The sequence below is a fragment of the Halobellus ruber genome, from assembly GCF_014212355.1.
GTDB lineage: Archaea > Halobacteriota > Halobacteria > Halobacteriales > Haloferacaceae > Haloquadratum > Haloquadratum rubrum.
This window is the reverse complement of the sequence record NZ_JACKXD010000003.1, coordinates 382,711-403,810: the sequence shown is the minus strand read 5'-3', so window position 1 is coordinate 403,810 and position 21,100 is coordinate 382,711. Positions and strand designations below refer to the sequence as shown.

Here is a 21,100-nt window from a genome sequence, read left to right as displayed (position 1 = left end):
CTGCCCGCCCGCGCCGGTGCGATCCGGCGCCGCACAACCGATAGTATAACACGGGGGGACCCCGAATTCGGCAGTACCACAGTCGTCGCGTCACTCCGGCCGCGGCGGTCGCGTTCCACCCGTGGACGGCCCGCAGGGGTCCGACGTGACGCCGGCGACCATCGAAGCTATGTCGATCACAGCTAAAGTCCACATCGAGCACGACTACCTCTCGCTCGTCCCCACGTTGCGAGCCCTCGACGACGTGAAGATCCGGGTGATAACCCAGGGGACGACCGATCCGGGGTCGACGTACTTCCCGTTCCTCGTCGAGTACGACGACGCTGAGGAACTCGAAGCGACGCTCGCAGAGGACGGGACCGTCGAGGCGTTCGAGCTGATCGACCGCACCGACGACACCGCGATCTACCACATCGAGCACACCCCGCAGACCCGGCTGATAAGCAGCATCGTCACCGAGGAGAACGGCTTTCTGGTCCACACCGAAACCGAGAACGGCGGCTGGCTGGTCCACCTGCTGCTGCCGGACCGCGCCGCGTTGAACGCCATCTGGGAGTACGCGATCGCCAACGACATCGCTCTCGACATCATCGAGATCTACAGCAACGACGACGCCGGCGGGGAGTCGTCGTACGGCCTCACCGACGAACAGCGGGCGGCGCTCCAACTCGCCTTCTCGGAGGGCTACTTCAACGAACCCCGGGACATCTCCCTGGGGGAGGTGGCCGACCGGATGGAGTTGTCGTCGACGGCGATGAGCGGGCGGCTCCGACGCGGGATGCGGAACCTCATCGCGGCCACCATCGCGGAGCGCGAGCGGCCGGACTGATCGGTGTCATCGCTGGCGGACCCCGTGCTCACACGACCTCGACCGGCTCCCCGACCCGGAGCGTGGGCCGCTCCGCGGCCGCCGGCACCCGCGCGAGGATCATCACTGCGAAGAAGTGGTCGAACGTGTCGGGGTCGGCGAAGTCGGGGAACGTCTCCCGACGCTTCTCGATGAACCGCTCTCTAAACTCCGGGAGCGCCTCGCCGGTGTCCGGATCGCGGGACGGAACCACACACCGGCCACACGGTTCGACCCCCTCGAACCGCACGCCGCCGACCGCAAACTCCGGGGCGGCCTCGCCGACGAACCGGTCCTCCCAGAACGGGTCGACCCCGCTCACCTCGAGGTTCGCGCGGAGCCGGCGCCGGACGCTTCCGACCGTCAGGCCGTCGAACCACGACGCCACGGTTTCGAGCGTCGCGGTGCTGACCACCGACGGCCCCATCCCCGGGCGGTCCACGAACCCCCGCTCGTCGTCCCGTTCGAGCGTGAACTCCCCGTCGAAAACGTCGCTGCACCACGCCGACGCGCGGTCCCGATCCGCGGGGAGCGCGAACCGCTCGGTCTCCCCCGCGTCCGTCTCGAGTGTCAGGGTTCCGGAGTCGGGGTCGAAGCCGGCGTCGAGGTCGTGGACCGCGGCGGTGCGTTTCCCGTTGAGCGGGTCGCCGTCGGCGTCGAGGAGTGCGTACTCGCGGTCGCCGTCGAGCGTCCCGCCCGCCCGCACGTCGGCCGTCCCGACGTCGACCCCGTCGAGCCCCTTCACCGGGTAGATCCGGAGCCGTTCCAGCCGCGCCATAGCCGCCCGTGTCACGGGACCGGAATCACTGTTTCGTTCTGTACACCGGCCGGAGGGAGGTGACGTCCTTGTCGTACCCGAGCCAGACGCTGAGGAGGACCGCGACCGCGATCAGGTAGACGGGGAACAGCGCGATCATCACGTAACCGAGCGTCAACAGCGTGAGGGCGCCAGTCCAGTAGAGCGCGCCGGCGACCACCAGACCGACGATCCCGCCGGTGATCATTCCCAATCGGTAGGCCCGGGCGGCGTCGGGCCCGGGTGGTGGTCGCTGCTCACGTTCCATACCGGGGGTAAGGACCCGACGGAAATAAGTTGTTTGTCGCACCCGCCTCGCCGGCCACGGGATAAACGTACGGGACTATCAGGGTGATCCTTTATTGAGGTCTATATCCACAGTCTATTGGATGTCAGGAGACGCCGACAATCCGAACTTCCCGAGCGTCGACCAGTCCGATCGTTCCGTCCCACGGAACCTCCGTCAGACGGGCGATCCGGGCATCGAGATGCTCGTCTCGACCCGCGTTCGCAAGTCACCGTTCTTCCACAAGTCGTTCGTCGAGAACGGCGCGTGGCGCTGTACCGTCTACAACCGCGTCTATCACCCGCGTGGGCTCATCGAGCCCGAGGACGGCGGTGCGATGGCCGAGTACGACGCGCTGACCAACGACGTAACGCTGTGGGACGTCGCGGTCGAGCGCCAGATCCGGGTGAAGGGCCCCGACGCCGAAGCGCTGACGAACTACGTCGTCACCCGCGACGTGACCGGAATGGACGCCCTCGACGGGAAGTACGTCATCCTCTGTAACGAGGACGGCGGCGTTCTCAACGACCCGGTTCTGCTCCGCCCCGAGGAGGACGAGTTCTGGTTCTCCATCTCCGACAGCAACCTGATGCAGTGGCTGCAGGGCGTCAACGTCGACAACGACTTCGACGTCGAGATCGACGAGATCGACGTCGCGCCGATGCAGATCCAGGGCCCGAAATCCGAGGACGTGATGGTCGACGTCGTCGGCGAGGAGGTTCGGGAGATCCCCTACTACGGCCTGATGGAAGCCGAGATCAACGGCGCCAGCGTGCTCATCAGCCAGACCGGCTTCTCCGGCGAGGCCGGCTTCGAGATCTACGTCCGGAACGCCCACGTCGACGCCGACAAGGTGTGGGACCCGGTTCACGAGAGCGTCAAGGCCCACGGCGGTCGCCAGATCGCGCCCGGTCACCACCGCCGTATCGCGGCGGGGATCATGTCCTGGGGGCAGGACCTCGACTTCGAGACCTCGCCGTTCCAGGTCAACCTCGGCTACCACGTCCCCGACGACAAGGACGCGGACTACATCGGCAAGGAGGAACTCGAAAAACAAAAAACGCAGATCGAGAACGGCAACTACCCGTTCACCCACAAGCTCGTCGGCCTCAAGATGGCCGGCGAGCCCATCCGTGACTACGCGCCGGACTTCTGGCTCATCTCCGACCCCGAGACGGGCGAGGAGTGCGGTTACATCACCTCGCCGTGGTGGAACCCGGACCTCGAAACCAACATCGCGATGGGCTACGTGCCCGCCGAGAAGCTCGAGGAAGCCACGGACACGCCGCTCAACGACGAGATCTACGACGAGGACCTCGACCTCGAATTCCAGGTCCACCTCCCCGACGAGTACTCCGAGGAGCCCGACGAACCCACCTTCGCCACCGTCGCGAAGGTTCCGTTCAAGGAGTCGGTCAACCCGAGCGCCCGCGAGCAGGCCAAGCTCAACGCCCGGAAGGAAGCCGAAAGCGAGTAACCTCGCCTGACGGCCCTCGCGGCCGGTCTTCGGTGTCGTTTTCCTTTCGCTCACGCCCTCACTTACACGTTCAGATGCGAGGTGTCGCCGGTGTAGTCGAGCCGCCACCCCCCGTCAGCGTCGGCTTCCAGCCGGGTCACCCCACACAGCGGCGCGTCGGCGTCGACCTCCGGGCCGACCAGCCCCTCGACGACGCCGGCGACGGTGATCCCGTGGCCGACGAGCAACGCCGACCCCCGGACTTCCGCGGCGAGCCGCCGGGCCGCGGTGGCGATCCGCTCCCGCGCCGCCCCGTGGGTCTCCGGGAACTGGGGGACGACGTGGGGATCCTCTCTTGGATGGAGGGTCCCAACCCGTTCGCGTAGCCGCGCCGGCGGCAGGGTTTCCGGCTCCGCGTCGAACCACTCGGGGTTGCGGTACTCGCCGAGCCCCGGTTCGAGTTCGAAGGACGTTCCGAGTTCCCGGCAGACCTCGTCGGCGGTCTCGACCGTCCGGAGGAACGGCGAGGCGTAGATCGCGTCGACGGAGACGTCGGCCGCGGCGAACCGCCGGCCCACCCGCCAGGCCGCCCACCGCCCGAGCTCGGTCAGCGGGGGGTCGTGGACGCGGTCGGCGACCGACTCCCAGTCGGGGTCGACGCTGTCCCGGCGCTCGCCGTGTCTGACGACGTACATCTCGGTTGCCATCGTCGGAGACCAGGTTCCAGCGAGGTTTGTCACTTTGCCACGAGATTTATTCCCGCGGTACACACCAATGGTACGAGATGCGACCCCGGCCCGAGCGAGCCCCGACGCCCGTCCCGCGGCGGGCGCCGGGACGCAGCCACCGACGCGGATCCGACCGCCGTCCGACCCGGAGAGTGCCCGTGAACGCCCGTCCGCCCGACCGTTCCGACCTCGTCGGACGGCGGTCCCGCCGACCCCGGCACACGGGATGCCGCCGATGACCGGCGCCGGCGGGACGGTCGGGGTCGTCGGCGGTGCGATGGCCGGCCTGGCGGCCGCGGAGGCGTTCCACGACGCCGGCTTCGACGTCGACCTCTACGAGCGGCAGTCCTACGACGCCAAGCGGGTCAACTGCGGGGAGGCGATGACGGCCGTCTCCGAGATCCCGCTGGACCCGACACCGGAGAACGGGTTCCACAACCCACTGCCGGCACTGGAGGTCGAGGTGTACGACGGCACCGCGTCCGACCGGCGTCGGACCGGGCGCGGGGAGTTCCCCGCTGCCGACGCGTACATCACCGACCGCAACGCCGTCGAGCGCGCCTGGGCCGACCGGCTCGACCGGCTGGGCGTCGCCGTCCACGAGGACCACCCCGTCCCGTCGGCCGACTTCCTCGAGTTCGCCGACGGCTACGACCTCGTCGTCGACGCCACCGGCCACCCATCCCTCTCCAGTAAGGCGCTCGGCCGCACCGACGCGTACGGGGCCCGCCTTGTCGCGCTCAACGCCGACGTTGCGGGCGACTTCGGGGACCTCCACCCGAACGCGCGGATCGTCCTGGAGAACTACACCGGCTACGTGTGGGCGTTCCCGAAGACGCCCCGACGCGCCAACCTCGGGATCGGGTGGACGTTCGACGAACGCCCCGACGACTACTTCGCGGCGTTCGCGGCGGCCTGCGACCGCAACGGCTGGCCAGTCCCCTCGCGGGATCGGACCAACGTCGCGACCATCCCCGAGGGCCCGAACCTCGACCCCGACCGGACGTACCTCCCCGAGCACTCGGTCGTGCGGGTCGGCGACGCCGCCGGCATCGCGAACCGGGTTACCGGGAAGGGGATCTCACAGGCGGTCGAATCGTCGTATTTGGCGGCGGAACTGGCCGCGGCGGGTCGGCTGGAGGCGTATCCCGGCCGGCTCTACCGTCGGCTGAAGCCGGAGTTCCTGTTCGCGTCGGTGGTGCGACACCTGCTCGAAGCCCGAAGGCCGCGGGTCCTGGGGGCGGCGGTCCGGGCGGCCTCGGGGGTCGACATCGAGGCGGTTGACCGCGCGCCGACGACGGTCCTCCGCCGACTCGCCCGCAACCCGCTGTTGCTCGCCCGGATCTTCCTCCGACGGCGGGCGCTCGGGCGGCTCTACGCGGGGATGACCGATCGGTGGCGCGCCACCGGGGCCGGACGCGGTTCGGGTTGACATCCTCCCCGCCCTGAAGCCGAGGATTCCCGAGCGTTGGGATATAACCGAGACCGCGCGACCGGTCGCCGACCCGGCCGGAGTGCCGACGAAACTTCTCGACGGCGGCGGCGTACTCTCAGTCGTACAGGGGGTACTCGTCGGTGAGTTCCTCGACCCGGGCGGCGACGTCGGCGACGACGCTCTCGTCGCCGGGGTCGTCGACGACTTTCATAATCAGGTCGGCGACCTCCCGGCAGGTCGACTCGGTGAACCCGCGGGTGGTCAGGGCGGGCGTGCCGAGTCGGATCCCGCTGGGGTTGAACGCCGAGCGGGTCTCCCCGGGGACGGTGTTCGCGTTCATGATGATCCCCGCCGACGCGAGCGCCTCTTCGACCTCCTTGCCCGTGGTGTCGGGGTGGGAGGGGCGGAGGTCCGCCAGGATCAGGTGGTTGTCGGTGCCGCCGGAGACCAGGCTGAGACCGTGGTCCTGCAGGCGGTCGGCCATCGCGGCGGCGTTGTCGACGGTCTGTCGGGCGTAGGCCTCGAACTCCTCGGAGAGCGCTTCTTTGAAGCCCACCGCCTTCCCGGCGATACAGTGCATCGCGGGGCCGCCCTGTGCGCCGGGGAACACCGCGTTGTCGATGTCGTCGGCGTACTCCTCGTCGCACATAATGATCCCGCCGCGGCCCGCGCGGATGGTCTTGTGGGTCGATCCCGTCACGAAGTCCGCGACCCCGACCGGCGACTCGTGGACGCCCGCCGCGACGAGCCCCGTGATGTGGGCGATGTCGGCAAGGTGGTAGGCGTCGACCGCGTCGGCGACCTCCTGGATCCGCCCGAAGTCGACCTCCCGGGGGTACGCGGAGTAGCCCGAGACGATGATGTCGGGCTCGAACTCCTCGGCGGTCTCGGCGAGGCCCTCGAAGTCGACGTAGCCGGTGTCGGGGTCGACCTCGTACTGCTCGACGGTGTAGATCTGGCCGGTGAAGTTGGCGGGGTGGCCGTGCGAGAGGTGACCGCCGTGGGTGAGGTCCAAAGAGAGGATCTTGTCGCCCGGTTCCAGCATCGCGAGGTAGACGCTCTGATTCGCCTGCGAGCCGGAGTGCGGCTGGACGTTGACGTGGTCGGCGCCCCACAGCTCCTTCGCCCGGTCGATCGCGAGCTGTTCGACCTCGTCGGCGTGTTCACACCCCGCGTAGTACCGCTCGCCGGGGTACCCCTCGGCGTACTTGTTGGTGAGGGTGCTCCCCTGGGCTTCCATCACGGCCTCGGAGGCGTGGTTCTCGCTCGCGATCATCGCGAGCGTCTCGTTTTGGCGCCTGCGCTCGGCGTCGAGGGCGTCGGCGACGGCCGGATCGGCCTCGCGAACGGTTTCGTTCGGCATACATAAGATCCGTGGGATCCGAGGCAGATAATTCTGCCTTTCGGTACGGCGTGATACGGCCCGATCGGACCGGAGCCCGTGCGGAGTGCGGTCAGCCCTCGAGCCGGCCGCGACGCCACTCCTCGAGGTCGGGCGTCTGGTTGAAGGTGTAGATGTGGACGCCGCGGATGTTGTACTCGTCGTCGCCGACGTACGGGCCCAGCCCGTCGATGAGGTCGTCGGGCTTGTACCGGCCCCGCGATCCGATGAACTGTTTGACGAAGCCCACGAGTCCGGTGGTCTTCCGCAGGAACTTCACGGAGTCACCGACGCCGACCTTCCGGGAGATGTTCAGGAGCTTCTCGTATTTCATCACGCCGGGGATCCCGATCTCGATCGGGAGTTCGACGCCGCGAGCCCGGAGGTCCTCGACCCACTCCAGGATCGTGTCGGGATCGTAACACAGCTGGGTCACGATGTACGTCGCGTACGGCGCCTTCTTCTCCATCTCCTCGGCGAGCGTCTCCTCGGAGATGAACTCGTGACCCTCGGGGTAGCCGGTGATCCCGACCTCGTCGAACTCGTATTCGAGGTCCTCAAGGGCGACGAGCAGGTCGTAGGCGGACTCGAACTCGCCGACGGGCTCTTCCTTGTCGCCGCCGGGCACGAAGATGTCGGTGACGCCCGCCTCGGTGAGCCGGCGCGCGATCTCCTCGAGCTGCTCGGGGCCCTCGACGTACCGCGCCGCGATGTGAGGCACGACGTTGTACCCCTGGGCGGCGGCTTCCTCGGAGCGTTCGACGGTCCGTTCGATCCCGAGCTTCGGCGAGGTCGTGATCGCGATGCTCGACCCCTCGGGAAGGTGGGAGATCTCCTCGTCGAAGCTGTCGAACGGCATCAGCTCGAACCGAGCGTTGTTCAACAGGTACTCGGCGCCATCAACGGCGTCAGTTCCGGACTCGCGCTGCGCTCCAAGTGACATTACTGATTGAACGGTCGGCACGCACTTTTGTCTATGGGTCCGTCACTCGACATACCAAATGGAACACACGATCGGGCTCCCGACCGGCTCCTCGGCGGCCACTCGTACGGATTATTGTGGTCAATTACCGGTCATCGCTCACACGGGATCGCCGATGACCGGTAATTCGTTACAATAATCCGTATCAGGCCGCGTCGGGCGTGCACTGCCGGATCCGGTCGGCGACAATATCGACGGTAACGGTCCGGTCGGCGGCGACCCGGCCGACAACCAGATCGAGGACGTTGAGCTGGGTTAACAGCTGTCGCGTCCGGTCGTAGTCGAGGCCGATCTCGCGCTGCACCTCGTGGACAGTTCTGGCGCCGACGACGGCGTCGACGACGTCGCGGAGAGTCAGCGACTCGGGCAGCCCGATCCCGTCGGCGACCAGCTGCTCGTCCGGGAGGGACGCGGCGGGATCGTGCTCGCCGGCCCCTCCGCGGTCCGCGCCATCCGTGGACGCCGCCCCGTCTTCCGTCGGCGGTTCGGAGCCGTCGACCGTCCCGGCACCGGACGCCGCCCCGTCTTCCGTCGGCGGTTCGGAGCCGTCAGCCCTCCCGGCACCGGACGCCGCCCCCCCGCCGGTCTCGTAGGAGGTCGGCGAGTGGACGTCAGCCTCGATCATATACCGGCGGACGGTCTCCGCGGAGACGTCCATCTCGATCCGCTCGCTCATTTCGGCGAACGTCCCGCAGGTCTCGTAGAGCCGACGGAGGTACGGCGTGTCGTCGTACGGCGGGACCGACTCGTCGCGGACGGCGTCGAGCGGCGATACGACCTCCGCGGCGGGCTCGTCGTCCTCCGCACTGGTTTGGTCCGCGTCGGCTTCGTGAGCGTCCTCCGAACCGGTCTCGGTGGCGTCCGCCGTGACAGCTCCCGCGCCGTCGGCTGCCGCGCTCCCGAACGTCGACGCGGCGCTTCCGGGCGCGCCCTCGTCTCCCGACGCGCCGTCGGCTCCGTCGTTCGCCGTCGTATCCTCCGCCCCGATCGAGCGGTCGGCGCCGCCGATCGTCACCGCAAGCGTTACCACCACTGCCCCGTCTTCGACCCACACGTCGGTGGGGTCGACCGAAACTCCGGGATACGCCCCCGAGAGCGCCTCTGCGGGGTCCGGGAACGCCGGCGCGCGGAACGTCACCGAGAGCGCGCCGTCGACTGCGGCGTCGGTCGGCTCGAAGCCGGCGTCGTCCCCTGAGAGTGCCCCGACCGACACGTCGACCGTGGCGCGCAGCGCCCCGTCTCCACCGCCCCCCGCCGCTTCGGTCCGACGGACCGTCCGTCCGTCGTCGTCGAGGTGCTCGATCACGCGGGCGAGGGTCTCGAACGGGGAGTGTGTCTGCGTCACCATATCACTATCGTGGATTAACATATTGTGGTTGGTTAACGATGTGTGTGGAATGATGAGGGTCTTCAAGTAACGGCCGTCGTAATGCCCGTGTCCGGGCACTGTGTGGCAACGCCCCACGGGCGTAACGATCGGTGCGATCACCCCGCCAGGGACGGAAGCGACAAGCGAAACCACCCCCGAGGATGAACGCGACCCGGAAGGCAATCGCGGCGTTCGTCGCGGCGACGGCGGTCGGACTGCTGACCCGCCTGTACCCGTTCGTGTCGATTCCGGCCGACGGTGTCGTCGTCACCGGCGGCTTGCTCCTCGGCGCCGGCCTGTGGCTACTCGGGTGCTACTACGGGTACGTGTCGACTCGAAACTGATCCGGCGCCGAACGGCCTCATACGGATTACTGTAACTACTTACCGGTCATCGCCAGAGACGGGGTCGGCGATGACCGGCAATTGACTACAATAATCCGTATCAGGGAACCGTCGCGATGCTCGCGACGCGTTCGCCCGTCACGACGACCCCGCCGCGGGCCGCCGAGTAGATCACCCCGTCGGCGCTCGCAACCACCGTCTCCAGCCGCTCGAACGACGAGGGGTCGAACACGCCGCCGAGCTCCTCGCCCTCGCCGACCTCGTCGCCGACCGACAGCCCCGCCCGGAGCTCGAACAGTCCGGAGGCGCCCGCGATCACCCGCGGCGCGTCGTCCCGGAGGAACTGCCGGTCCGGCGTCGCCGCCGGCGCGCCCGCGATCACGTCGAGCTCCCGGAGCACGTTCCGGACGCCCTCGACCCCCGACTCCACCGCGGACCGCTGGACGGTTCGGCTGTTCGAGAGCTCCGCGGTGATCGCCGGGACCCCCGCCTCGGCCGCCGCCAGCCGGAACTTCCCCGCGAAGTCGTCGCCCGCGGTGTCGGTGTCCGAAAGCAGGAACCCGGTCCCGAACGCCTCCGCGATCGCGCGGGCGTCGTCGTCGTTCGCGTCGAACCGGACGTGTTCGAGCATCTCCGGCATCCCGGTGTGGAGGTCGACCGCGGCGTCGGCAGACTCGACGAGCGGCCAGACGTTCGCGACCAGCCGCTCCTGGAAGCTCCCCTCGTCGTCGCCGGGCCAGATCCGGTTGAAGTTGGAGTTGAAGGCGTCGTAGGCCTCCGGCGTCAGGTACGACCGGTGGTCGAACGCCAGCGGGTTCGCCACCGGGACCACGACGACTGTCCCCGCGATCTCGGCGTCGAGCAGGCGGGCGTGGAGCCGGCGGAGCGCCGCCGGCCCGTTGAGTTCGATCCCGTGCTGTGCCGCCTGCACGAACACCGTCGGCCCCGCGCCGCCCTCGTAGCTGTGCACCGTCACGGAGACGTCGCGTCCGGACGGGAAGCGGCCGAGCTCCCGGTCGGTCGCGGTGTGCGTCACGGGTTCGCGGTCCATACCGCGTGGGGGGTGCCGCGGCGTAAAAACCCCGTGGCAGCCGACGGGGCCGGTCCGCGGGGATCCGCCCCGTCAGCCGTCGATCCGCGGGCCCGGGTCGCGGTCGCGAACGGCGTCGAGGAGGTCACACAGCGCGTCTGCGGACTTGGCCAGGAGTTCCTCGCCGAGTTCAGCGCTCGACTCTCGGGGGTCGCCGACGACGCCGTTGTCGGTGAACTCGTCGGAGTCGACCGCGAGGTTGACGCGGCCCTGCCACTCGCCCCAGCGGTCGGCGCCGTCCGCGGCGGCGGCCTCCAGCCGGTCCTCGTGGACCGACTCGGGGTCGGTGTGGCGGAGCAGCGAGGTCTCCAGCGGCCCGGCGTGGCCCATCTCCGAGGTGTGTTCGCCGACCTCGTCGAACCAGGTGAACGGGACGGCGTAGGCGTCGTCGTGGCGGACGATCCGCGCGGTGACCTCCTTCAGCGCCGCGATGTTGCCGCCGTGGCCGTTGACGACGATTACCCGGTCCCACCCGTGGGACGCGAGGCTCCCGACCACGTCGCGGACGTAGGCGCGGAACGTCGACTCCGACGTCCACAGCGTCCCCGCAAAGCGACGGTGTTCCTCGGCGATCCCGACCGGGACCGCGGGCGCGACCACCACGGGGTCGTCGTACCGGTCGGCGCCCGCCTCGGCCACCGCCTCGGCGGTGAGCACGTCCGTCCCGAGGGGTGCGTGCGGGCCGTGCTGTTCGGTGCTCCCGACGGGGAGTACGGCGAGGTTCGCGTCGGCCGCGTCGGCGTCGGTCCAGCTTTCGCGGGTCAGCTCCATACCGGCACGTCACCCGGCGGCCGGATATACCGGTTGCCATCCGGCGGCCGACTGTCGGCGCTCAGGCCACGTTGCGGCCAGTGCCGGGCTGGACGAACCACAACTAATATTTCAGCTGTCATTTCGACGCCCCGCTCGCTCCGCCGGATCCGGATCCGGGCGCCCCGTGATCCGTCCCTCGGCTCGGGACGGCCCGGGGACCGACGCCCTCGGCGAAATAAACACCCGTATCAGTACACCCGCCGCGTCCGGATTCCCCCCGCACGTCGGTAGGACGGACTCTCCGGGGGGTTTCGAGTCGCTCGGACGGCACCTATTTGTGCGCGCAACCGCTACCGACTGCCAGTCATATGCAAACCACAGACAGCGTGCCCGACCGGGCCGGCACCGTGATCGTCGGCGCCGGGATCGTCGGGTGTAACGTCGCCTACCAGCTGACGAAACTCGGCCGCGACGACGTCGTCGTCGTGGACCAGGGGCCGATGCCGACCACCGGCGGGTCGTCGACCCACGCGCCGGGAATCATGTTCCAGACGGCCGAACCCAAGGAGCTCTCGCAGTTCGCCGATTACAGCCGCCGGGTCTACTCCGATCTGGAGGGCGCCGACGGCCAGCAGGCGTACAACGAGACCGGCGGGATCGAGGTCGCCCGCAGCGAAGAGCGGATGGACTTCCTCCAGCGCCGCGTCGAGCACGCGAAGGCGTGGGGGATCGACGACCCGGAGATCCTCTCGCCGGCGGAGGTCGAAGAGAAGCTCCCGCTCGTCGACAAAGAGGAGATCCTGGGCGGCTACTACTCCCCGACCGACGGCCAGGTGTCGGGCGTCGTGGCGTGTGACGCCCTCGCCCGCGAGGCGATGGAGCGCGGCGCGGAGTTCGTCCCCCACACCCGGACCGAGGACGTCGAGGTCGAGGGTGGCGAAATCACCGCGGTCGTCACCGAGAACGGCACCATCGAGGCCGACGAGGTGGTGCTTGCGACCAACATCTGGGCCCGCCAACTCGGCGAGAAGCTGGGCGTCCACCTCCCGGTGACGCCGGTCGAACACCAGTACACGATGACGGAGTCGCTCGACGAACTCTCGGAGGCGGCGGTCGACGTCACCGACCACCCCCTCTTCGAGAACTACGAGAACGTCTCCGGCGAGAAGGCAAAGCGCCTCCTCGTGGGGCCTGACCGCCCGATCCTCCGCGATCAGGACAACGCGATGTACTTCCGGACCCACGGCGACGCCTACGGGATCGGGTCGTACAACCACGATCCGATCGTCCCGGACCCCCAGGAGCTGGGCGGCAACGACCCCGACGGCGAGCAGGGGTCGGTCCACGAGTTCACCGACTACCACATGGACAACGCCACCCACCCGGACCGCCCGGACAAGGCGCCGCGGCAGGCCAGCAACGAACTGCTGCCCGCCACGGAGGGGAAGGAGCTGGAGTTCAAGTACAACGGGATGTTCGCGGAGTCGCCCAACGGGCTTCCGGTCCTCGGGCCGGTCCAGGAGTACGACGGGCTGTGGACCGCCTTAGCGACCTGGGTCACCCACGCCGGCGGCGCGGCTCGCGCGCTCGCCACCTGGATGGAGGACGGCGTCCCGAAGCTCGACGGCGAGCCGATGGACGTCGCCCACTGCGACGTCAACCGCTTCGACGACCACGAGGGGAGTTGGGACTTCGCCCGCGACATCGGCGCCGAGGAGTACCGGATCGTCTACAACATTATGCACCCCAAGTGGGTGTGGACGGAGACCCAGCGGGACATCCGTCGGACGCCGATGTACCACTCCCACAAGGAGCTCGACGCCGAACTGTGGGCCGAGGCCGGCTGGGAGGAGCCCCAGTGGTTCGAGTCGAACGCCGACCTGCTCGCGGAGTACGGCGACCGGATCCCCGACCGCGACGAGTGGACCGGCAAATACTGGTCGCCGATCGAGGGCGCCGAAGCGCTGAACGTCCGCGAGAACGCCGGCCTCCACGACATGACCTCCTTCAACAAGATGGAGGTCGTCGGCGCCGACGCCGGCGAGTTCATCCAGCATCTCTGTACGAACGATATGGACCTCGGCGTCGGCGACGTGAAGTACACGCTGATGTGCAACGAGGCCGGCGGCGTCCGCGCCGACATCACCGTCACCCGGACCGACGAGAACCGGTACCTGCTGCTCACCACGGGCCGGGAGGTCGGAAACAACCACGTCGCGTGGGTGCGGGAGCACTCGCCCGACGACGTCGTTGTCAACGACGTCACCTCCAGCCTGGCGGCGATGGTCTGCACCGGACCGAACGCCCGGAAGATCCTCTCGGAGGTCACCGACGTCGACCTCTCCGACGACGCGTTCCCGTTCTTCACCAGCCAGGAGTTCTTCGTGAAGAACGTGCCCGTCACCGCCCTTCGGGTGTCCTACGCCGGCGAACTCGGGTGGGAGCTGTACACCCCCTCCGAGTACGGCGAGCGGCTCTGGGAGCTCCTGCTCGACGCCGGCGAGGAGTACGGCCTCCGGCCGTACGGCAACGGCGCTTTGAACGCCCTCCGCATCGAGAAGGGCTTCCGGCTGTGGGGCGCGGACCTCCACACCGAGCACACCCCCTACGAGGCCGGCCTCGGGTGGGCGGTCGACCTCGACACCGACTTCATCGGGAAGGACGCACTCGCCGGCGCGGAGACGCCGGCAGCGGCGGCTGACGGCGGCGAGCCACGCCACGAGGTCGCGTGTCTGACCCTCGACGACACCGAGGAGACGATCCTCCCGCACCGCCCGGTGTTCGCGCCGGGCGAGGGACGAAGTCCCTCGAACAGTGCGGCGGAGCCGCACGACGACGACACTCTCGGCTACGTCCACAGCGCGGAGTACGGCTACTCCGTGGGCGCGTGTGTGGCGTACACCTACCTCCCGCCGGAGTTCGCGGAACCCGGCACCGACGTGGAGATCCTCTACGAGGGCGACCGCTACGAGGCGACCGTGCGCGAGGAACCGCTGATATAACTCGATAAAGAATCCGTTCGTTTCGGATACCGCCAACGGTATCGAGACGATTACGGAAGCCCCCGCGGTCTCGCTGGCTGCGACTCGCTGCGGTCCTCGTCGTTCGCTTCGCTCACTCCTGCGGTCCTTGCATCGTCTCGCTCAGCGAGACCGCGGCCCCTTCCATTCCCGCCCGGCGGTGGATTCTCGGGATGCCATCGATCCCGAAACACGATAGCCAGCGCCCCGCGAGATCAACCGCCGCCCCGCCGCCGTCCCCCGACGCCCCGTCACATCGTCAGTCTGTCAGGCTGTGGTTCGCGCCTGCGTGCGCGACCCGCCGGGCGCCCCCGAGCACCGCTCGACCGGCGATTTCCGCCCGAAACGCGGGCTCACCGTTGTCTTTATGCCCGTGACAGGACCACCGGCGGACGAGAACGATGAGCACAGCCGAACTTCCATCGCAGGCCGAAACCGTCGTCATCGGGGCGGGTGCCGTGGGCTGTAGCGTGGCCTACCACCTCTCCGAGTTGGGCGCCGAGAACGTCGTCGTGATCGATCAGGGACCGCTGCCGGTCACCGGCGGCTCCTCGGTGCACGCGCCGGGGATCATGTTCCAGACCTCCCCCTCGAAGGTCCAGACCAAAACCGCGTACTACACCAGCCGCCTCCTCTCCGACGCCGGCGTCTACGACGAGGTCGGCGGGATCGAACTCGCCCGCAGCGAGGAGCGGATGGACTTCCTCCGGCGCCGCGTCGAGTGGGCCGAATCATACGGGCTCCCCGAACCGCAGCTCCTCTCGCCGGAGGAAGTCACCGACCACCTCCCGATGGTGAACGAAGAGGAGATCCTGGGCGGCTACTACTCCCCCACCGACGGCCGGGTCGACGGGATCGCCGCCCTCCAGTGGTACATCGCCAACGCCGACGCCGCCGACTTCCACGGCAACACCGAGGTGACCGACCTCGACGTCGCGGGCGGGCAGGTCAACGCCGTCGAGACCGACCGCGGGACGATCGAGTGCGAGCGGGCCGTGATGGCCACCAACAACTGGGGCTATCAGACCGCCCGGATGGCCGGGCTCGACCTCCCGATCGCGCCGGTCGAACACCAGTACGTCGTGACCGAGCCGATGGAAGACCTCGCGGACGTGGGCGCCTCGATCGGCGACAACACGACCGGGCTCGACGTCCCCGGCCAGCGGGAGATCGCCGAGGCGATGAGCCAGGGCCCGACCCAGCCGGTCGGCCGCGATCAGGACAACTCGCTGTACTTCCGCAACCACGGCGACTCCCTCGGACTGGGGTCGTACAACCACGAGACGCTCTCGGTGGACCCCGACGAGATGGGGACGAACACCGACGAGTCCCAGGCGTCGGTCCGCGGGTTCACGACGAAACACTGGGAGCAGCCGACCCACCCCGACCGCGAGAAGTCGCCGAAGCAGGCGTTCGACGAACTCCTGCCGGCGACCCAGGACGCCGACTACCTGGCGACAGAGAACGGCATCTTCGTGTTCACCCCCGACGGGATGCCCGCGGTCGGCCCGACGGCGTCGGTCGACGGCCTCTGGTCGGCGCTTGCGATCTGGTGGACCCACTCCGGCGGCTACGGCCGGATCGTCGCCGAGTGGATGGAGAACGGCGTCCCCCGGCTGCCCTCCGGCCCGGTCGACACCGGCGGGATCCACGTCCGGCGGTTCGAGCCACACGCCGGCGAGAAGGAGTACTTCGTCGACAAGGGCGCAAAGCGGTACCAGCAGGTCTACAGCATCGTCGAACCGCGGTGGCAGCCCGACGAGCACCGCGGGCTCCGAACCAGCCCGTTCCACGACCGCCAGCAGGAACTGGGCGCGGAGTTCTACCAGTCCGGCGGGTGGGAGTCCGCCCAGTGGTACGACTCGAACGCGGACCTCGTCGAGGAGTACGACGAGCAGATCCCCGAGCAGGAGGGGTGGACCGGGATCAACCGCTCGCCGATCGAGGCCGCCGAACACCTCCACACCCGCGATGCGGTGTCGATGTTCGACATGACCTCGTTCAGCTCGATCATCGTGGAGGGGCCGGACGCGACCGACTTCCTCCAGCGGATGTGCAGTAACGACGTCGACAGCGAGGTCGGCAAGGTCCGCTACTCCCTGCTCTGTAACGAGGGCGGCGGCATCCTCGCGGACGTGACCGTCGTCCGGCTCGACGACGACCGGTATATGGTCACTACCGGCGGCGGGTCGTCGCCGGGCATCCACGGCGGGTGGCTGAAGGACCACGCCCCCGACACCGTGTCGGTACGGATCCAGGAGGGCGGCAAGTCCACCATCGGGCTGTGGGGGCCGAAGTCCCGGCTCCTGCTCCAGCGGTGTACCGACGCCGACGTCTCAAACAGCGGGTTCCCGTACTTCACCGCCAAACGGATCTACGTCGGCGAGGTGCCAGCGGTTGCGCTGCGGGTCTCCTACGTCGGCGAACTCGGGTGGGAGCTGTGGGCGCCCGTCGAGTACGGTCGGCGGCTCTGGGAGGTCTTAGAGGACGCCGGCGAGGACCTCGACGTGCGGCCGATGGGCGGCGGCGCGCTGTCGTCGATGCGGCTGGAGAAGGGCTACCGACTGTGGGGCACCGACATCGACACCGACTCGAACCCCTACGAGGCCGGACTCGGGTTCGCGGTCGACCTCGACACCGACTTCGTCGGGAAGGAGGCCCTGGCAGCGGCCAAAGCCGAGGGCGTCGACGCGGAGATCACGCCCATCACGCTGGACGATTCCACCGACATCCTCCGGACGGGCGCTCCGGTCCTCGTCGACGGCGAGGCCCGGGGGTACGTCCAGGCCGCGGACTTCGGCTACTCCATCGGCGAGTCGATCGCGTACACCTACCTCCCCACCGAGTACACCGACGCCGGCACCGGCGTCCAGGTGCGCTCGGAGGGCGAACTGTACGACGCCACCGTCCGGAACGAGCCGCTGTTCGACCCCGGACGCGACAGGATAATCCGGTGACAGTGCCAGGATGACCACATCGGACACCGACGGCGGCGCGGCCGGGGGGCTCCCGGTCCGGTACGTCGACATCGAGCGGGCCCGCGAGCGGCTCGACGACGACACCGTGGTCAAACAGACGCCGGTCGAGCGGAGCACGTCGCTCGGCGACTTCGTCGACGCGGAGGTCCACCTGAAGATGGAACACCTCCAGTGGACGGGGTCGTTCAAGACCCGCGGGGCGTACAACAAGATCAGCCAGGACGTCGCAAACGGCGTGACCGAGTTCATCGCCGCCAGCGCGGGCAACCACGCCCAAGGCGTCGCCTTGGCGGCGACGAAGTGCGGTGCCGACTCAACGATCTACATGCCCGAGGACGCCCCGCAGACGAAGGTCGACGCCACGCGGGACTACGGCGCCACGGTCGAACTCGTCGGCAAGGACTTCCAGGAGACGATGGCCCACGCCCAGTCGGCGGTCGAGGACAGCGACGCCGCCTTCGTCCACGCCTACGACGACGTCGACATCATCGCCGGCCAAGGTACGCTCGGGACCGAGATGTACCACGACTGCCCGGACGTCGACACCGTGATCGTCCCGATCGGCGGCGGCGGCCTCATCAGCGGGGTCTCGACCGCGATCAAACACCTCTCGCCGGACACCCGCATCGTTGGCGTCCAGGCCACCGGCGCGGAGACGGTCCACGAGAGCCTCGATAAGGGGATGCCGGTCACCTTAGAGGAGGTCGACACCATCGCCGACGGCATCGCGACCGGCGGGATCTCCGAGACGACCCTCCGGATGATCCAGGCCAACGTCGACGAGGTCGTCACCGTCTCCGACACCGAGATCGCCCGCGCGATCCTGCTGGTGATGGAGCGGGCGAAACAGGTCGTCGAGGGCGCGGGCGCGGCGTCGGTCGCGGCGCTGCTCAGCGACGACCTTGACGTCGAAGGCGAGACCGTGATGCCGCTGCTCTGCGGCGGCAACCTGGACATGACCCAGCTACAGACCGTGCTGGTCCACGCGCTGACCCAGCGACAACAGCGGATCCAGCTCCGGGTCCACATCGACGACCGCCCGGGGAAGATGGCGGAGCTCTCGGGGATCATCGCCGAGCAGGAGGCCAACATCTTCGACGTCCGCCACGACCGTGCCGTCGAGAACCTGGAGGTCGGCGACGCGTACCTGGTGTTCACCGTCGAAACCAGCGGCGCCGAACACGCGGCGTCGATCGTCGACGCCATCGAGGACCGCGGCTACAGCGTCGCGGACGTGACGCGGACACAGCGGTAGCTCCCGATCCAGCCTGGCGTCGTTCGCGGCCGGGACCGCCCGTTCAGGACGGCTGTGCCCCGAGAATACTCAATCTGCGAACGACACGCCGGTGAACTCGAAGCGCGCGCCGCCGTCGGCCCCCTCGGTCGCGGTGATCGTCCACCCGTGTGCCTCGACGATCTCCCCGACGATGCTCAGCCCGAAGCCGGTCCCCTCGTCGGTCGTCGAGTAGCCCGCCTCGAACACGTCCTCGCGTGCGTCTTCCGGGATCCCCGGCCCGTCGTCCTCGACGTAGAAGCCGCCGTCGAGTGCATCGACAGTGACTGTCACGTCCGAACCGGCGTGCTCGACGGCATTACGGTAGAGGTTCTCGAACAGCTGCCGCAGGCGGCCCGGATCCGCGCAGATCGCGCTGTCGGTCTCGACACGCAGCGTCGCGTCGCCCGTCGCAACCGTCTCCCAACAGCGTTCGGGAACGGTGCCGAGGTCCACCGGCTCCGTCTCGCCGACCGGGTCGCCCTGCCGGGCCAGTCTCAGCAGGTCGTCGATGAGATCCTCCATCCGGCCGTGTGCGTCGGCGACGGCGTCGAGGTGCCGGCTATCACACTCCGTTGTGGCGAGTTCCAGCCGCCCCGTGGCGACGCTCAACGGGCTCCGAAGGTCGTGACTGACTACGCTCGCGAACTCGTCGAGCCGTTCGTTCTGCCGTTTCAACTCCCGTTCGCGCTCCTTCTGTTCGGTGATGTCGGTCCCGATGACGTACACCCGCGAGTAGTCGTCGGCGCTGTCCTCCGGCACGAACACGTCGACGAGTTCCCGGTGTTCGTCGCCCGAGAGCGTGCGTGAGACGACCTCGTTTCTGAACCGCGTCCGCCCCGCGGCGATGCCGGCCCACTCGGCCGCCATCGCCTCGACTGCCTCCCCGCCGAACAGTTCATCGACGTTGTCGATCAGCGCCTCCTTCGACGGCGCGTCGTAGTACTCGACGGCGTTCTGGTTGACGTCGATGATCTCGACACGCTCCCGCAACTCGGTGATCTCCTCGGGGTGCTCGAGCAGGTACGTCTCGACGTCGTCGACATCGACAGTGAGTTCCTCCAGGTAGGCCACCGCCTCGGAGAAGTCCTCCTCCCAGATGATCAGCGGGTTGTTCTCGAACAGCGACTGGTAGCGGTCGCGCTCGCGCTGGAGCGCTTGCTCCCGGTCCCTGTGTTCGGTGATGTCCTGGACCGTCCCCCGGACCCGAACCCGCGACCCGTCCTCGGTCTGTGGGTCCCCGCGGGTTCTGACCCACCGGCACTCGCCGGCCGGCGTGCGGATCCGCGCCTCGACGTCGTAGGACTCCCCGTGCTCGATCGCGTCGGTCAGCGCGTCCCGAACGGTCGACCGATCCTCGGGGTGGTAGTTCCCGATTGCCGACTCGACGGTTACCTCGGCGTCCGTCGAACGGCCGTGTATCTCGTACATCTGCTCGGACCAGGTTAGCTCGTCGGCGACGATATCGTACTCCCAGGCGCCGACGTCCGCGATCGCTTGTGCCTTCCTGAACAGATCGTTCTGTCGCTCTAACTCCCGCTCGCGGCGCTTGCGCTCCGTGATGTCGATGTAGACCCCGAACGCCCCCGCCCCGTCGCCGTAGGTCGCGGTCTGCAGGAGGAACTTTCGGGTCCCGTCGGCTGTCAGCCGCGTGACCTCCTCGGAGTAGAGCCCGCTCTCGGTCCGGATCTGCCGGTTGAGCCGGTCGAGTTCGTCGGCCTCCTCCTCCGGGACGACGTACGCGTCGAGTGACTCGCTGACGATCTCGTCGGGTTCGTACCCGAACACCTCCGTGAAAGTCGGGTTGACGTGCTCGACGATCGGCGTCTCGCCGTCCCATTCGACCTCGACGACCGCCTGCGAGAGGTTCTCGAAGAGGGCCTGGAAGCGCCGCCGCTCCTCGTCGAGTTGGCGCTCGGCCCGGACCTGCCTCACGACGTTGGTGATCCGGTTGGCCAGAAGCTCGTACTGGTCCGTCCCCGATCCCTTCTGGAGGTAGTCGGTGACGCCGGCGGAGATCGCGTCGCTGGCGATGTTCTCGCTTCCCTGGCCGGTGAACAGGATGAACGGGAGGTCCGGATACTCCTCGCGGACGGCCGTGAGGAACTCGATCCCGTTCGTTCCCGGCATATCGTAGTCGGACACCACACAGTCGAAGTCGGCGGCGGCGAGCCGGTCGCGGCCCTCGCTGGCGTCTTCGGCGGTCTCAACGACGAACCGATCGTCCTGTCGTTCGAGGAACTCCGCGACCAGTTCCGAAAAGCCCTGCTCGTCGTCCACGTGAAGGACGCGAACCGTGTCCGAACTGCGACTCACACCTGTGAGAGGCCCGTACCCCTAATTAAAACTACGTTTTCACCTA

16 protein-coding genes are annotated in these 21,100 nt (G+C 68.5%); 7 read left to right on the top strand and 9 right to left on the bottom strand.

The genetic code is table 11. From position 1 onward, the window contains the following. Window positions 1-169: 169 nt before the first annotated feature. A complete protein-coding gene (locus tag H5V44_RS10375) occupies window positions 170-829 on the top strand; it encodes a helix-turn-helix domain-containing protein (protein ID WP_185193042.1) in 660 nt (219 codons plus the stop codon). A gap of 28 nt (window positions 830-857) precedes the next feature. On the opposite strand, the gene H5V44_RS10370 is transcribed toward H5V44_RS10375, so the two are convergent. Together H5V44_RS10370 and H5V44_RS10365 are read right to left on the bottom strand one after the other, a co-directional pair. Next, window positions 858-1,625 carry an MOSC domain-containing protein gene (locus tag H5V44_RS10370; RefSeq protein WP_185193041.1) on the bottom strand — a complete coding sequence of 256 codons (768 nt, stop codon included), beginning with the start codon at window positions 1,623-1,625 and terminating at the stop codon, window positions 858-860. Window positions 1,626-1,650: 25 nt separating this feature from the next. Next, on the bottom strand, window positions 1,651-1,911 hold the full coding sequence (locus H5V44_RS10365; protein ID WP_185193040.1) for a hypothetical protein: 261 nt from the start codon (window positions 1,909-1,911) through the stop codon (window positions 1,651-1,653). 121 nt (window positions 1,912-2,032) lie between these two features. Between H5V44_RS10365 and H5V44_RS10360 the strand changes: the two genes are divergently transcribed. After that, complete coding sequence (locus tag H5V44_RS10360) at window positions 2,033-3,406, top strand: glycine cleavage T C-terminal barrel domain-containing protein (protein ID WP_185193039.1); 1,374 nt, start codon at window positions 2,033-2,035, stop codon at window positions 3,404-3,406. Between the two features lie 62 nt (window positions 3,407-3,468). On the opposite strand, the gene H5V44_RS10355 is transcribed toward H5V44_RS10360, so the two are convergent. Further along, entirely contained in the window at window positions 3,469-4,092 is a 624-nt protein-coding gene (locus H5V44_RS10355; protein ID WP_185193038.1) for a histidine phosphatase family protein, read from the bottom strand. 256 nt (window positions 4,093-4,348) lie between these two features. On the opposite strand from H5V44_RS10355, the gene H5V44_RS10350 reads away from it, so the two are divergent. After that, on the top strand, window positions 4,349-5,545 hold the full coding sequence (locus H5V44_RS10350) for an NAD(P)/FAD-dependent oxidoreductase (protein WP_221625676.1): 1,197 nt from the start codon (window positions 4,349-4,351) through the stop codon (window positions 5,543-5,545). Between the two features lie 118 nt (window positions 5,546-5,663). On the opposite strand, the gene glyA is transcribed toward H5V44_RS10350, so the two are convergent. The 3 genes from glyA to H5V44_RS10335 all read right to left on the bottom strand — a co-directional run bounded on the left by glyA (window position 5,664) and on the right by H5V44_RS10335 (window position 9,259). Further along, a complete protein-coding gene (gene glyA, locus H5V44_RS10345; RefSeq protein WP_185193037.1) occupies window positions 5,664-6,911 on the bottom strand; it encodes a serine hydroxymethyltransferase in 1,248 nt (415 codons plus the stop codon). A gap of 91 nt (window positions 6,912-7,002) precedes the next feature. After that, window positions 7,003-7,872, bottom strand: coding sequence for a methylenetetrahydrofolate reductase (locus H5V44_RS10340; protein ID WP_185193036.1), 870 nt, complete (start codon window positions 7,870-7,872; stop codon window positions 7,003-7,005). 184 nt (window positions 7,873-8,056) lie between these two features. Beyond that, window positions 8,057-9,259 carry a hypothetical protein gene (locus tag H5V44_RS10335; RefSeq protein WP_185193035.1) on the bottom strand — a complete coding sequence of 401 codons (1,203 nt, stop codon included), beginning with the start codon at window positions 9,257-9,259 and terminating at the stop codon, window positions 8,057-8,059. A gap of 182 nt (window positions 9,260-9,441) precedes the next feature. Here H5V44_RS10335 and H5V44_RS10330 point away from each other — a divergent pair, with 182 nt between their 5' ends. Continuing rightward, the gene (locus tag H5V44_RS10330; protein ID WP_185193034.1) at window positions 9,442-9,624 is read left to right on the top strand and encodes a hypothetical protein; all 183 of its coding nucleotides are present in this window, start codon (window positions 9,442-9,444) and stop codon (window positions 9,622-9,624) included. A gap of 100 nt (window positions 9,625-9,724) precedes the next feature. Here H5V44_RS10330 and H5V44_RS10325 read toward each other — a convergent pair whose 3' ends face one another. After that, window positions 9,725-10,675, bottom strand: coding sequence for a succinylglutamate desuccinylase/aspartoacylase family protein (locus H5V44_RS10325; protein WP_185193033.1), 951 nt, complete (start codon window positions 10,673-10,675; stop codon window positions 9,725-9,727). Between the two features lie 72 nt (window positions 10,676-10,747). Next, complete coding sequence (locus H5V44_RS10320; protein ID WP_185193032.1) at window positions 10,748-11,485, bottom strand: creatininase family protein; 738 nt, start codon at window positions 11,483-11,485, stop codon at window positions 10,748-10,750. Between the two features lie 350 nt (window positions 11,486-11,835). On the opposite strand from H5V44_RS10320, the gene H5V44_RS10315 reads away from it, so the two are divergent. The 3 genes from H5V44_RS10315 (at window position 11,836) to ilvA (ending at window position 18,720) form a co-directional block, all read left to right on the top strand. Next, entirely contained in the window at window positions 11,836-14,469 is a 2,634-nt protein-coding gene (locus H5V44_RS10315; protein WP_185193031.1) for a GcvT family protein, read from the top strand. A gap of 419 nt (window positions 14,470-14,888) precedes the next feature. Further along, entirely contained in the window at window positions 14,889-17,444 is a 2,556-nt protein-coding gene (locus H5V44_RS10310) for a GcvT family protein (protein WP_185193030.1), read from the top strand. Between the two features lie 10 nt (window positions 17,445-17,454). Then, on the top strand, window positions 17,455-18,720 hold the full coding sequence (gene ilvA, locus H5V44_RS10305; RefSeq protein ID WP_185193029.1) for a threonine ammonia-lyase: 1,266 nt from the start codon (window positions 17,455-17,457) through the stop codon (window positions 18,718-18,720). 69 nt (window positions 18,721-18,789) lie between these two features. Here the strand turns inward: ilvA and H5V44_RS17990 are convergent, their stop codons facing one another. Then, window positions 18,790-21,054, bottom strand: coding sequence for a PAS domain-containing protein (locus tag H5V44_RS17990; protein ID WP_185193028.1), 2,265 nt, complete (start codon window positions 21,052-21,054; stop codon window positions 18,790-18,792). Window positions 21,055-21,100: the final 46 nt, after the last annotated feature.